The organism is Streptomyces sp. NPDC050610 (assembly GCF_040654875.1).
GTDB lineage: Bacteria > Actinomycetota > Actinomycetes > Streptomycetales > Streptomycetaceae > Streptomyces.
The window spans coordinates 219361-233090 of the sequence record NZ_JBFAIV010000002.1 but is presented as its reverse complement, the minus strand read 5'-3'; the positions used below and the strand labels follow the sequence as shown (position 1 = coordinate 233090).

Sequence of the window (13730 nt, the reverse complement as noted above, 5' to 3'; positions counted from 1 at the left end):
ACATTAGCCCGGTACGGGCATGTGGCGGGGCGCGGGCCGCACGCCCGCAGCGAACAGACGATCAGCGGCCGGGCCGTCCCGCGCCCAGGAGGCTCAGGCCCCGTCCGTGCCGTGCAGCGGGAAGCCGGCGATGCCGCGCCAGGCCAGCGACGTGAGCAGTTGCACAGCGGTGTCGCGCGGCACCGTGCTGCCGCTGGAGAGCCAGTAGCGGGCGACGACCTGGGAGACGCCGCCGAGGCCCACGGCCAGCAGCATCGACTCGTCCTTGGAGAGGCCGGTGTCCTCGGCGATGACGGCGCAGATCGCCTCCGCGCACTCCAGCGACACCTTGTCGACGCGCTCGCGCACCGCGGGCTCGTTCGTCAGGTCGGACTCGAAGACGAGCCGGAACGCGCCGCCCTCCTCCTCCACGTACGCGAAGTAGGCGTCCATCGTCGCGGCGACGCGCAGCTTGTTGTCGCTCGTGGAGGCGAGGGCCGTGCGCACGGCGTGCAGCAGGGCCTCGCAGTGCTGGTCCAGCAGGGCCAGGTAGAGGTCCAGCTTGCCGGGGAAGTGCTGGTAGAGGACGGGCTTGCTGACACCGGCACGCTCGGCGATGTCGTCCATCGCCGCCGCGTGGTAGCCCTGTGCGACGAATACCTCCTGGGCCGCGCCCAGGAGCTGATTGCGTCGGGCCCGGCGCGGCAGGCGTGTGCCCCGCGGGCGCGCCTCGGTCTGCTCGATGGCTGTCACGCCGCCTCCCAAGATCCATTCCATGCACGGTGTGCACCGCGCTCGCCATCGTACTTTTGGGTAACACGCCGGCGCGCGGTCCGGGCGGAGAATTTCACGCTCTGAGCACAGTGCGAGATCGATAAAGCGGAGATTGCCGACAAAGCTCCTTTCTCATTCGTAGTCGCCCCGTCACCGGTAGTCGTCCTCGTCGGCGTCGACCACGCGGGCCTGCTCGGCCGCGTCCCCGGCGTCGGCCGTGTCGGTGTCGACACCGCTCAGGGGTTCGTCGCGGTGGGGCGTGAGGTCGGCGCGCTGCTCGGCGGTGTCGGCTTCGGGGGCCTCGACGTCGATCTCCGACGCGCCGGAAGCGCCGCCGCCGTCGGTGTCCTCGGCGTAGTCGTCGAAAGTGTCCGGGTGGGTCGGGTCTACAGGCATGGTGGGCCCCTTTCCCGGGCGCGCGCCCTTCACACGGGCCGCCGGGCGTGCGCCCTGCCTCCGAGCCTAGGAGAGGCGCGTCCGCGCCGCCACGCGATCTGTGACGGCGCACACACGAGCTCGCGGCGTGATCGTCTCGTAACATTGCCCGCATGTCTTCGACCGAGTCGCCGGATGCCCGCACCGTCCCCACGGTGCCGCCCGGGGGTTCTGTCCGAAGCGGCGCGGGGGAGGCGCTGCGGACCGTGACCCTGCCCGGCCTCACCCTGGTCGTCCGTTCCCGGCCGCCTCTGGCCGAGGGTCTGGCGCCCGCCCTGTACGTGCACGGGCTCGGCGGCTCGTCGCAGAACTGGTCCGACCTGATGGCGCGGCTCGCGCACCGGGTGGACGGCGAGGCCCTCGACCTGCCGGGGTTCGGCCACTCCCCGCCGCCGGACGACGGCGACTACTCCGTCACCGGACAGGCGCGGGCCGTCATCCGCTACCTCGACGCGAGCGAGCGCGGCCCGGTGCACCTGGTCGGGAACTCGTTGGGCGGCGCCGTCGCCACCCGCGTCGCGGCGGTGCGGCCGGACCTGGTCCGTACGGCCACGCTCATCTCGCCCGCGCTGCCCGAGCTGCGCCCGCAGCGCACCGCCGTGCCCACGGCGCTGCTGGCGGTGCCGGGGATGGTGCCGCTCTTCGTCCGCGCGACCAGGGACTGGACGCCGGAGCGGCGCACCCGCGACGTGCTCGCGCTCTGCTACGGCGACCCGGGGCGGGTCTCGACGGAGACCTTCGAGGACGCGGTCGCCGAGTACGAGCGGCGGCTCGGGCTTCCTTATTTCTGGGATGTGATGATGCGTTCGGCGCGTGGCATCGTCGACGCCTATACCCTCGGCGGGCAGCATTCCCTGTGGCGGCAGGCGGAGCGAGTCCTCGCGCCCACTCTGCTCGTTTACGGCATGCGGGACCAATTGGTCGGCTTCCGCATGGCACGCCGGGCGAGCCGGTCCTTCCGGGACTCGCGGCTGCTGGAGCTCGTCGAAGCGGGACACGTCGCGATGATGGAGGAGCCGGAGACAGTGGCGCGGGCCTTCGAGGAACTGCTGGACGACGTCGATGCGCGGCACGCACGCGACATGGGAGGGGACGGGGCGCCCCGTGGGTAAACACAGCGCGCGCGGCACGGAGGCCGGGCAGGCGGCGGACACCCCGCGGCCGGCGGCGCCCGCCGCCCCCGGGACGGGGCGCCGCCGCCGCGCGTCCCGGAACGAGACCGAGACGGGCGGCGCGCCGTCGCCGTCGCCGCGCGGGCTGGACGAGGGCCCCGCCGGCCACCCGGAGGCCCGTGAACCCGGCGGCGGCTGGGGGGTGATCGGCCGTCAGGCCGGTGAGCCCGCCGACGAGTCGCACCAGCGCGGCGGCGAGCAGGACTTCTCCGCCTTCGGCAGGCCCCGGGCCGCGCGGCCGGAACCGCGGGCGCAGGGCCCGATGGCGGCCGGCCTGGTGCCGAGCCCGCGCCAGGAGTTCATCGACGCTTTCGACACCTTCGACCATGAGGACCACCGGCGCGACGGGGACCGCCCGCGCGATGGGGGCCGCCGGCGAAACGAGGACGATGTGTTCGCCGCAGGAGCGCCCGACCAGGTGAAGGACGACGCGAGACCCGCCGGGCCGATCGTCGGACCCACGGTCCCGCCGGTGCCCGCCGGTCAGGAGGCGCCGGCGAGCCGGGCCCCGGAGCGGCGCACGGGCGCGGCCAAGGGCGGCCTCGCCCGGACGCTCACCGGCGTCGCCGCCGCGGCCGTCACGGCGGTCCTGGCCGTCGTGGTCTCCGGGCAGGTCACGCACCACCAGGACGGCAAGGGCGGCGCCACGCGGGCGGCGGGCGGCTCCGAGCGGCAGCACACGGACGCCGCACCCCGCACGAAGAGCCGGCCGGCGCCCCCGCCGGGCACGGTCGAGAACCACGCCGCGTACGACGTCCAGATGGCGCAGGTGTTCCCGCTGGACGCGAAGCTCCAGGCGTCCGGGGAGTTCGAGCCGGTGCCGGGGCACGACAAGGCGCCCGGCAAGGGCGAGGTGCTGCGCTACCGGGTGGACGTGGAGAAGGGGCTCGGGCTGAACGGCGCGCTGTTCGCCGAGGCCGTGCAGAAGACCCTGAACGACGACCGGAGCTGGGCACACGGCGGCCGGCGGACCTTCGAGCGGGTCTCGTCCGGCCACGCGGACTTCGTGATCAGCCTGGCCAGCCCCGGTACCACCGCGAAGTGGTGCGCGAAGTCGGGCCTGGACACCACCCAGGACAACGTCTCGTGCGACTCGGCGGCCACCGAGCGCGTGATGATCAACGCCTACCGGTGGGCGCGCGGCGCGGTGACCTACGGCGACGACAAGATGCACGCCTACCGGCAGATGCTGATCAACCACGAGGTCGGGCACCGGCTCGGGCGCAACCACGAGACCTGCCCGAAGCAGGGCGCGCTCGCGCCCGTGATGATGCAGCAGACGAAGTTCCTGACGCTGGACGGCGCGACTTGCCGGGCCAACCCCTGGCCGCACCCCGAAGGGTGACGATCTCAATGGGTGATACCGGAAGTCTCTGATCCTGGGACGTTTTTGCCAGCGAACGGATATTCGTCCAGGATTCTCCGCATGTCGCATCGCCATGCCCCCGATGACGCCGGCTTCGAGCTGGCGCTGATCGGCGTGGCCGCGCATGCGATCGCCGACATTCTCTGTCGCTGAGACCGCGCTTTTTCAAGCCTTCACGCTTTCCCCCGCGTCTCACTCCCTGATCTCCGAGTGCCCGCCGGGGGCGGTCCAGCGCCCGGCCACCGCATACGGGCTCCTCCCTGCCGCCTTCCGTGGGTGCTTCGTGCCGCCACCTTTCGAAAGGCGTCCTCAGCCATGCGTCAACTGCCCCTCATATCGCGCCGCGCGGCCGCCGCCGCCGTCGGAATCGCCCTCGTCGGGGGTGTGGCCGCCTGCGGCCCCAAGGAGGCCGGCGACGCCAAGAGCGGAGGCGCGGCCGGCGCCCCGAAGCAGGGCGGCACGCTCACCGTCCTCAACCGCGAACCGCAGAAGGACTTCGACCCGGCCCGCCTCTACACCTCCGGCGGCGGCAACATCCCCTCCCTCGTCTTCCGCACCCTCACCACCCGCAACCGCGCGGACGGCGCCGCCGGCACCAAGGTCGTCCCCGACCTCGCCACGGACCTCGGCACGCCCAGCGAGGACGCCAAGGTCTGGACGTACAAGCTCAAGGACGGCCTCGCCTACGAGGACGGTTCGCCGATCACCACCGCCGACGTCAAATACGGCATCGAGCGCTCCTTCGCCGGTGAACTCTCCGGCGGAGCGCCCTACTTGAGGGACTGGCTGGTCGGCGGCGAGCACTACCAGGGGCCCTACAAGGACAAGAGCGGCGAGGGGCTCAAGTCCATCGAGACGCCGGACGCGAAGACCATCGTCTTCCACCTCAAGAAGCCCGAGGGCGACTTCCCCTACCTCGCCACGCAGACGCAGTTCACACCGGTCCCCAAGGCCAAGGACACCGGCACCAAGTACGAGGAGCACCCCGTCTCCTCCGGCCCGTACAAGGTCGTCCGCAGCACCGGCGACGGCGAGCGGCTGCTGCTGGAACGCAACCCCCACTGGTCCGCGAAGACCGACGGTCAGCGGCACGCCTACCCCGACCGGATCGACGTGAAGTCGGGGCTGGACCCCGCCGTCATCAACCAGCGGCTGTCCACCGGAACCGGCCCGGACGCCGCCGCCATCACCACCGACACCAACCTCGGCCCGGCCGAACTCGCCCAGGTCAGCGGCGACAAGCAGCTCGCGGACCGGGTCGGCACCGGCCACTTCGGCTATACGAACTACCTCGCCTTCAACCCGCGGACCAAGCCGTTCGACGACCCGAAGGTGCGCCAGGCGATCTCGTACGCGGTCAACCGCACCAGCGTCGTCAACGCCGCGGGCGGCTCCTCGCTCGCCGAGGCCGCCACCACCTTCCTGCCGAACCAGAAGGCCCTCGGCTATACCCCGTACGACCACTTCCCGGCCGGGAAGACCGGCGACCCCGACAAGGCGCGCGAGCTGCTGAAGGAGGCCGGATACGGGCAGGGCGCCTCCAAGGGGCCGCTGAGCATCACCCTCACCCACTCCACCGCCCAGGACTTCGAGGCCAGCCCCGAGATCGCGACCGCGCTCCAGGCCGGGTTCAAGAAGGCCGGGATCGCCGTCAAGCTCCAGGGGCTGGAGGACAACGACTACAAGCAGCGGGTGCACTCGACCAAGACCCAGCCCGGCCTCTTCCTCGGCCACTGGGGAGCGGACTGGCCCTCCGGCGGCCCGTTCCTCGCGCCGATCTTCGACGGCCGGCAGATCGTGGAGGACGGCGCCAACTTCAACTCGGCCCGCCTGGACGACCCCGCGGTCAACGACGAGATCGACGAGATCAACAAGATCACCGACCACGACGCCGCCGCGAAGCGCTGGGGTGCCCTCGACAAGAAGATCGGCGAACAGGCCCTGACCGTCCCGCTGTTCCACCCCGTCTACAAGCGGCTCTACGGCAAGGACGCCAAGAACATCGTGATCAGCGACTGGACCGGCGTCCTCGACATCTCCCAGGTCGCGGTCAAGTGAGCGCCGGGACTCTCGAAGAGCGGCCCGCGGCAGCCGCGCCACCGGCCCCGCCCTCCGGCGCCCATCAGGTATGGCGGCGGCTGCGGGCCCGTAAATCCGCGCTGATCGCCGCCGCCGTCCTCGCCCTGCTGGTCGTCCTCGCGCTCGCCGCCCCGCTGCTCGGCGCCCTGGAGGGCCAGGACGTCAACGCCTACCACGACCACCTCGTCGACTCCGCGCGCGGCGGGGTGCCCCTCGGCTCGTACGGCGGGGTCAGCGGCGACCACTGGCTGGGCGTCGAACCGGGCACCGGCCGCGACCTGTTCGTACGGCTCCTCTACGGCGCCCGCGTCTCGCTCGCCGTCGCCGCCGGAGCCACGCTCGTCCAGGTCTTCATCGGCGTCGCGGTCGGGCTGGCCGCCGGGCTCGGCAACCGGCTCGTGGACAGCGTCCTCAGCCACTTCAGCGACGTGATGGTGGCGCTGCCCATGCTCGTCTTCGCCATCGGCGTCACCGCCGTCGTGCCGTCCTCCTTCCCGCGCCCGGTGCTGCTCGTCATCGTCATCGGGCTGCTGGCCTGGGGCGGCACCGCGCGGATCGTACGGGCCCAGACCCTCACCCTCAAGAAACTCGACTACGTCGCCGCGGCCCGGCTCGGCGGCGCCTCGCGGCTGCGCGTCGCCCGCCGCGAACTGCTGCCCGCGCTCGCCGCGCCCGTCATCACCTACGCCGCGATCCTGCTGCCCACCAACATCGTCACCGAGGCCGGAATGTCCTTCCTGGGCGTCGGCGTCACGCCGCCCACCCCCTCCTGGGGGCAGATGCTGTCCACCGCGACCACCTGGTTCCGCGCCGACCCCATGTACGTACTCCTCCCGGCGCTCCTCCTGTTCATCACCGTGCTCGCCTTCACGGTCCTCGGCGACGGGCTGCGCACGGCCCTCGACCCGCGCGCCGCGTCCCGGCTGAGGGTCGGCCGGACGGGGCGCGCGGGACGCACGGCCCGGCCGGTCCGGCGGAAGAAGGAGACTCCCGCATGAGGGGCTACCTGCTGCGCAGGGCCATCGGCGCGGTCATCGTGCTCTTCGCCCTCTCGCTCGTCATCTACGCGCTCTTCTACATCGCCCCCGGCGACCCCGCCCGGCTCGCCTGCGGACCGCGCTGCAACCCCGAACAGATCCGCCAGGTCCGCGAGCAACTGGCCCTCGGCGACCCCGTGTACGTGCAGTACTGGCACTTCCTGCAAGGGCTCGTCGCCGGCCACGACTACTCCACCGGCACGGGCGTACTGCACTGCGACGCCCCCTGCTTCGGCCTCTCCTACCAGAACGACCAGCAGGTCACCGACCTCATCGCGCAGCGGCTGCCCGTCACCGCCTCGCTCGCGCTCGGCGCCATGGTGCTGTGGCTGCTGCTCGGCGTCGGCAGCGGGCTGCTCTCCGCGCTGCGCCGCGGCGGCGCGACCGAGCGGGTGCTGACCTGGCTGACCCTGGCCGGCACCGCCACGCCCGTCTTCATCATCGGGCTGCTGCTGCTCATGCTCTTCTGCGCGTACCTGGGCTGGCTGCCCTTCCCCTCCTACGTGGCGCTGACCGAGGACCCCGAGCAGTGGGCCTGGAACCTGCTGCTGCCATGGACGGCGCTCGCCCTCATCGAGTCCGCCAAATACGCGCGGCTGACGCGCAGTTCGATGCTGGAGACGCTCGCCGAGGACCACATCCGTACGTTCCGGGCGTACGGGGTCGCCGAGCGGACCATCGTCGGCAAGCACGCGCTGCGCGGCGCGCTGCCGCCGGTCATCGCACTCACCGCGCTCGACCTCGGCTCGATGTTCGGCAACGCCGTCCTGACCGAGACGCTCTTCGGGCTGCCAGGGCTCGGGCAGCTGCTCGTGCACGCCACCCGGACCATCGACCTGCCGGTCGTGGTGGGCGTCGTGCTGGTCACGGGCGCGGCCGTCGTCGTCGCCAACATCGTGGCGGACATGCTGTACGCCGTCGCCGACCGAAGGGTGGTCCTCGCATGAGCCCTCGCGACATCCCCGAGCCGCTGGTGGAGGTCGCGGACCTCTCCGTCGCCTTCCCCGTGGGACAGGGCGCGGCCGTACGGGCCGTCGACGGCCTCTCCTTCACCATGCCGCCCGGCGGCGCCCTCGGCATCGTCGGCGAGTCCGGCTCCGGCAAGAGCACCGTCGCGTACGGGCTGCTCGGACTGCACCGGGGCACCGGCGCCGAGGTCACGGGCGCGGTACGGGTCGCGGGCCGCGACGTGCTCGCCGCCGGGGACGCCGAACTGCGCGCCCTGCGCGGCCCGGTGGCGGCCATGGTCTTCCAGGACCCGCTCTCCTCCCTCGACCCCTACGCCGCGATCGGCGACCAGATCGCCGAGGTGTACCGCGTGCACCGGCGCGGTGCGTCGCGGCGGGCCGCGCGGGCGCGCGCCGTCGAGGTGCTCGACCGCGTCGGCATCCCGGACGCCGAGCGACGGGCCCGCGCCCGCCCGCACGAGTTCAGCGGCGGCATGCGCCAGCGCGCGCTGATCGCCATGGCGCTGGCCTGCGAGCCGCGCCTGCTCGTCGCCGACGAGCCGACGACGGCCCTGGACGTGACCGTGCAGGCGCAGATCCTCGGCCTGCTGCGGGAACTGCGCGCGGAGACCGGCATGGGGCTGCTCCTGGTCACGCACGACCTCGGGGTGGCGGCCGGCAACGTCGACGAACTGCTCGTCATGAAGGAGGGGCGCGGGGTCGAGCACGGCCCGGCGCGGGCGGTGCTGGACGGGCCGCGCGAGGGCTACACGCGGGCGCTGCTGGCCGCGGTGCCGCGTCTCGACGTGCGGCGGGCGAGCGAAGGGGCGGCGTCGGTCGATGGGGAGCCGCTGCTCGAAGCGACGGCGCTGAGAAGGGAGTTCGGGCGCGGGAAGCGCGCCGTCACGGCCGTGGACGAGGTCTCGCTGACCATTCGGCCGGGGGAGACCGTGGGCGTCGTCGGGGAGTCCGGCAGCGGCAAGACGACGCTGGGCCGGATGCTCGTACGGCTGCTGGAACCCTCCGGCGGCGCGCTGCGGTACCGGGGGCAGGACATCGGCGGTCTGCGCGAGCGCGAACTGCGCGGCTTCCGCGGCGAGGTGCAGATGGTCTTCCAGGACCCCGTCTCCTCGCTCAATCCCCGGCGCGGCATCGGCGAGTCGATCGCCGACCCGCTGCGTACGGCCGGGGAACTGACGGGTAGTGAGATCGTCGAGCGCGTACGGCAGTTGCTCGCCCGGGTGGGGCTGGACCCGGACGCGTACCACCGCTACCCGCACGAGTTCAGCGGCGGCCAGCGGCAGCGCGTCGGCATCGCGCGGGCGCTGGCACCCGAGCCGAAGCTGATCGTCTGCGACGAGGCCGTCTCGGCGCTCGACGTCACCACGCAGGCCCAGGTGGTCGAGTTGCTGGGAGACGTGCAGCGGGAGACGGGGATCGCGCTCGTCTTCATCGCGCACGACCTCGCCGTAGTACGCCAGGTGAGTGACCGTGTCGTCGTCATGAAGGACGGCCGCATCGTCGAGGAGGGTCCGGCGGACGCGGTCTACGACGAGCCGCGGCACCCGTACACCCGGGGCCTGCTGGCCGCGGCGCCGTCCCTGGCGCCGGTCGAGGCCGCCGTGTAGCGCCCCCAAACGCCCCACCGCCGGGAAAGTTACGCCTGTTCACCCCTTCCGGTGGCGCGATGGACAACCGTCCGTCGCGCCACCCGCGGCCCCGCATAGCGTGCACTCGCTGCCGTTCGGCGGCTGCCCAAGGGGAGGACGGGGGTGCGCTCGTGCGCGTTGGACTGCTTACGGAGGGTGGATATCCGCATCCGGGTGGTGAGGGGCCGGAGTGGTGCGACCGGCTCGTACGCGGGCTCGCGCGGCACGACTTCGAGATCTTCGAGATTTCGGATGCCCTCGGGGTTTCTGGGGATTCCGGGGCCTCCGGCGTTCCCGGTGTCGGCGGCGTCTCTGCGCTGAGGGGCACCGCCTCGCGGGGGGCCGCCGCCTCGGCCGGAGACCGGCCCGGTCGCGTGGGCCGGGTCCGTACGGCATCACTGTCGGGCCGACCGGCGGCCGCCATGGGGGCTTCCCGGCCGTACGGACGGCGCGAACGCCGCCGGTTCGCGGAGCACTTCGGGGAACTCGCGGCCGCTGTCGGGGCGGCCTCCGCCGCTGCCGCCTTCGGGGCTTCCGTGAACGGCGAGGGGGCCGGCGGCGCTGGCGAGCCCGGTGATGATGGCGGCGCTCACGGGCTTCGCGGTTCGCGAGGTCCTGGCAGTCCCGGTGGTCCTGACCGTCTCGGCGGTGCCGGTCGTCCCGGCGGTTCTGGGGGCTCCACGTGGCTGGCGGACCGTTTCGCCAGTGGCCTCTACGGCCTCGCCGAACTGGCCCGTGACGCGGGCGGACTGTCCCGCGCCCTCCGCTCGGAGGACGCCGTACGCCTCCTCGAAGCCGCCTGCCACGCGCCGGGCGCGACCGGCCGCGCGCACGGCGCGCACGTCGGCGACCTGCTCACCACCACGGCGCTGCTGGAACGCGCCCTGCGCCCCCTCTCGCTCGACTGGTACGGGGGGCCCGACGGTGATGGGGGACGCGGCGGCGACCGGGGGCTCGCCGGAGTCGACCTGTGCCACGCGACCACCGGAGGGGCCGTCGCCCTCCCCGGACTCCTGGCCAAACGCTTCTTCGGTACGCCGCTGCTCGTCACCGAGCACGACGTGCGGCTGCGCGCCCACTACCTCACCCCCTCGTCCGCGCCAGGCGGCCAGGCACCGGCCGCGCGGTCTCTGCTCGCCGCCTTCCACGGGCTGCTGGCCGCCGAGGTGTACGCCGCCGCCGCGCTCATCACCTGCGGCGACGCGCACGCCCGGCGCTGGCAGGAGCGCTGCGGCGCGGACCGCGCCCGCGTGCGCACCGTGCACCCCGGCCTGGACGCGCGCCCCTACGCCGAGGTGGGGGAGGGCGGCGCGGACGACGACGGCCGGACTCTCCTGTGGACCGGCCGGATCGCCCCCGCCAAGGACCTCGTCGGCCTCCTGCACGCCTTCGCGCTGATCCGCGCGTCCGAGCCGGACGCCCGGCTGCGCATCGTCGGCGCCCCGGCGCCGGAGCGGGGGGCGACGGCCTATCTGGGACGCTGCCGGGCGCTCGCCGCCGAGCTCTTCCCCGACGAGGGCACGGTCTCCTTCGAGGAGCCGGACGGCCCCGGGCCCGCGCTCCTGGCCGACTCGTGCGCGGCGGGCAGCGTCGTCGTCCTGTCCAGCGTCGCGGAGGGTTTCCCGTTCCCCCTCGCTGAGGCGATGTTCCGAGGCCGGGCCACAGTCTCCACGGACGTCGGCGCGGTCCGCGAAGTCATCGGCGGCACGGGCCTGGTGGTCCCGCCCCGCGATCCGCACGCCCTCGCCGAAGCCTGCGTCGACCTGCTGCGCGCCCCCGAGCGCCGCGCCCGCCTCGGCGCCGCGGCTCGCGCCCGTGCCCTGGAACTCTTCACCGCCGAGCGGAACACCGCCGCCTTCCACGGCATCTACCTGGAACTCGTCGCCCACTGCCCGGTACGCGGCGCGTCCGTGGGCGCCGACGGCCAGCCCCTCCCCTTCGCCCGTCCCGCCGAGACCCACGTCCCGGGCCACTGGTCGGCGTCGGCCTCCGTCTCTGGGCGCACCGCCCGCTTCCGGCAGTGGCTGCCGGGGAGCGGCACGGCGGTCCGGACGCGGCAGCCGGCGGCCGACGAGAGCGCGGCGCACGTGCCCGGCTGGGCTCGGGGTGCGGCCGGGTGCGAGGGGGCGTCGGCGGACGCGCTGGACCGAGGGCCGGGGGCGGCCGAAGCGGTGGGTGCGTCGGCTTGCCGGCCCGAGTCGGTTCGCCGTTCCGAGTCGGCTCGCGGGCCCGGCGCGGCTCGCGGGCCCGAGCCGTCCCGCCGGTTCGAGGAGGACGCGTGAAACAGACCCGTATGACGACGCCGCCGGACGGCACGGCTGTCGGGGCTGAGCCTGTATCCGCACTGCCGGACGGGCGGGCTGGCCGCCTAGGCGCGCGGCGGGAGTTGGGGAGCCGGGCCCGTACGACGTCACAGGGCGCGGCTGCCGGGAGCGAGCCCGTAGCCGTGCTTTCGGATGCTAAGGGCGGCCCCCTTGGCGCGCTGGACCAGGACGAGGCCCCGGAGCGGCCGGAAACGCGGGATCGGCCCCGGTCGACAAGTCCGGCTCGTCAGCCCCCGCGCGGGCCCGCCGATCCCGTCAAGGCGCTCATGCGCCAGCACCGCGAGCTGTGCGCGCGGGCCGTCGACCCGCTGGAGATCGCCGCTGGGCTGGAGGAGCGGGGAGTCACGGACCGGATAGCCGCCAACTGCCGCCACCGGGACGTCTTCGCGCTCGCCGAGGAGCTGTACGCGCGCGTGCCGCGCGACGACGCCCCTGACGACGAATCCGTCGCCTATGTAGGCGAATCTGTCGCCTATGTAGGCGAAACCGTCGTCTCTGTAGGCGAATCCGTCGCCCCGCGCCGTTCCCGTGGTGCGCGCGTGCGGCGCGCCGCGCTGCATCTGCTGCCAGGAGCGGCGTGCGCCGCGACCGTGGCGGCGCTGTCGTGCGTCGGGGGAGAGGCCCCGGAGGCGCGCGTCGGCGTCGGCGCGTGTGGGGCCGCCGTGGCGGCGGTGGCGCTCCGGTTCTGTGCGGGCAGGGGCGGCGGGTTCTCGGGTGCGCTGTCGGTCGGCTGGCTGATCGGGTACGCGCTCTTCGGCGACTGGCTGCTCGCCGAGGTCCTCGCCGGCGGCCCGGACGCCCTGCCCACCGCCGAGCACCCCGGTCATGATGGCGCGCCCATCGCCCTGGCCCTGGCGTTCGCCGTGCCGCCGGCCGCGTGGTGCGCCCACTGGTTCGCCGTACGGTCCCGCCGGGCGCTCACGGACAGTCGAGGTCTCGCGGAGTTCGCCGGGCGGGTCCGGCCGCTCCTGGCGGGGGCTGTCGCGCTGTTCCTGTGCGCGGTGCTCGCGCTCGTCCCGGCGGCTCGTCTCGCGTTGGGCGAGCGGCCGTTCGTCGTCTGGGGCGACATGGCCGCCGCCGCGTCGCTCGCCGCACTCCTCTTCACCGCCCGGCTGCTCGCGGCGCACGGCTTCGCCAGTATCGCGGTCACCGGCATGGCGACGGTCTGCTGCGCCGAGGCCGCCGCCGTGTGCGCCGTGCTCATCGCCCGCCTGCCGGGCTGTGAGGCGGTCGCCCGCCCGGTCGCCTCGGCGGTCACCGCCCACGGCCCGGCCGCCGTCCCCATCGCCGCCTGCACCGTCGCTGCCCTGGCCCTCCTGGTGCGGGCGCTCCTCGCCCTCACCCGGGCCTCGGCCCACACCACGTCCCGAACGGGGCGGATGTGACGGGCGGGGCCGGGGTGAGGGCGAGGAGCGCGTGGCCGATGGCGGCAGGAGTCCGTGCGGCGTACGCGCGCGGGGCCGCCTGCTCGGCGTACGCGGGAGCCCGTCTGCCGCACGCCCTCGGGGGCCGCGAGCCAGACGGGGCGCGGGGGGCGTACGCCGTGCGAGGGCGGATCGGCGGACCCGCCGGGACGGATGTCCGTACGCCGCACGCGGGCGGGCCGGCGGTCCGGGCGGCCGCGTCGGTTCGTACGCGGTACGCCCACGGGCGGGTACGCGCGGCGCGTACGGGAGCCCGTCCGACCGGGCCGGTGGCCCGGGCGGGGCCTGGGGCCGTACGCCGTGCTTGCGCCGGCCTTCGCGCCCGGCGCGAGCGGGAGCCCGTACGCCCGGCGCGCGGAGTCCGTGAACCCGGCGGAGACCCCGACGGCCTCCTCGGCACCGCCCCGGGCGCGTACGCCGAAGGCCCCGTCGCGTCCCCGGCCCGTCCAGCGGCCCTCACCGGCCGCAGCGTCCCCGCCTGCCCGTTCGCCGACGGCGGGCAGTGGGGCCGTCGTGTCCGATCGCTCGGCCGGGGTGGTCCCGG

At 74.1% G+C, this 13730-nt stretch carries 11 protein-coding genes; 9 read left to right on the top strand and 2 right to left on the bottom strand.

The genetic code is table 11. From position 1 onward, the window contains the following. Nucleotides 1-93 precede the first annotated feature (93 nt). Both AB0I22_RS03265 and AB0I22_RS03260 read right to left on the bottom strand, forming a co-directional pair. Entirely contained in the window at nucleotides 94-732 is a 639-nt protein-coding gene (locus tag AB0I22_RS03265; RefSeq protein ID WP_363128880.1) for a TetR/AcrR family transcriptional regulator, read from the bottom strand. Nucleotides 733-903: 171 nt separating this feature from the next. Beyond that, entirely contained in the window at nucleotides 904-1149 is a 246-nt protein-coding gene (locus AB0I22_RS03260) for a hypothetical protein (RefSeq protein WP_363128879.1), read from the bottom strand. A gap of 152 nt (nucleotides 1150-1301) precedes the next feature. Between AB0I22_RS03260 and AB0I22_RS03255 the strand changes: the two genes are divergently transcribed. The 9 genes from AB0I22_RS03255 to AB0I22_RS03215 all read left to right on the top strand — a co-directional run bounded on the left by AB0I22_RS03255 (nucleotide 1302) and on the right by AB0I22_RS03215 (nucleotide 13147). Beyond that, nucleotides 1302-2300 carry an alpha/beta fold hydrolase gene (locus AB0I22_RS03255; protein WP_363128878.1) on the top strand — a complete coding sequence of 333 codons (999 nt, stop codon included), beginning with the start codon at nucleotides 1302-1304 and terminating at the stop codon, nucleotides 2298-2300. Further along, a complete protein-coding gene (locus AB0I22_RS03250; protein WP_363128877.1) occupies nucleotides 2251-3705 on the top strand; it encodes a DUF3152 domain-containing protein in 1455 nt (484 codons plus the stop codon). Before AB0I22_RS03255 ends, AB0I22_RS03250 begins: the two co-directional genes overlap by 50 nt. Nucleotides 3706-3786: 81 nt before the next feature. Next, nucleotides 3787-3879 carry an Ms4533A family Cys-rich leader peptide gene (locus AB0I22_RS03245; protein ID WP_342668325.1) on the top strand — a complete coding sequence of 31 codons (93 nt, stop codon included), beginning with the start codon at nucleotides 3787-3789 and terminating at the stop codon, nucleotides 3877-3879. A gap of 162 nt (nucleotides 3880-4041) precedes the next feature. Continuing rightward, entirely contained in the window at nucleotides 4042-5784 is a 1743-nt protein-coding gene (locus tag AB0I22_RS03240) for an ABC transporter substrate-binding protein (protein WP_363128876.1), read from the top strand. Next, a complete protein-coding gene (locus tag AB0I22_RS03235; RefSeq protein ID WP_363128875.1) occupies nucleotides 5781-6803 on the top strand; it encodes an ABC transporter permease in 1023 nt (340 codons plus the stop codon). The genes AB0I22_RS03240 and AB0I22_RS03235 overlap by 4 nt, the downstream gene beginning before the upstream one ends. Further along, nucleotides 6800-7789 (top strand): ABC transporter permease, encoded by a 990-nt coding sequence (locus AB0I22_RS03230; RefSeq protein ID WP_363128874.1) that lies wholly within the window; start codon nucleotides 6800-6802, stop codon nucleotides 7787-7789. The genes AB0I22_RS03235 and AB0I22_RS03230 overlap by 4 nt, the downstream gene beginning before the upstream one ends. Then, nucleotides 7786-9417 carry an ABC transporter ATP-binding protein gene (locus tag AB0I22_RS03225; RefSeq protein ID WP_363128873.1) on the top strand — a complete coding sequence of 544 codons (1632 nt, stop codon included), beginning with the start codon at nucleotides 7786-7788 and terminating at the stop codon, nucleotides 9415-9417. The genes AB0I22_RS03230 and AB0I22_RS03225 overlap by 4 nt, the downstream gene beginning before the upstream one ends. 152 nt (nucleotides 9418-9569) lie before the next feature. Then, nucleotides 9570-11720, top strand: coding sequence for a glycosyltransferase (locus tag AB0I22_RS03220; protein ID WP_363128872.1), 2151 nt, complete (start codon nucleotides 9570-9572; stop codon nucleotides 11718-11720). Between the two features lie 308 nt (nucleotides 11721-12028). Further along, nucleotides 12029-13147, top strand: coding sequence for a hypothetical protein (locus AB0I22_RS03215; RefSeq protein WP_363128871.1), 1119 nt, complete (start codon nucleotides 12029-12031; stop codon nucleotides 13145-13147). Nucleotides 13148-13730: the final 583 nt, after the last annotated feature.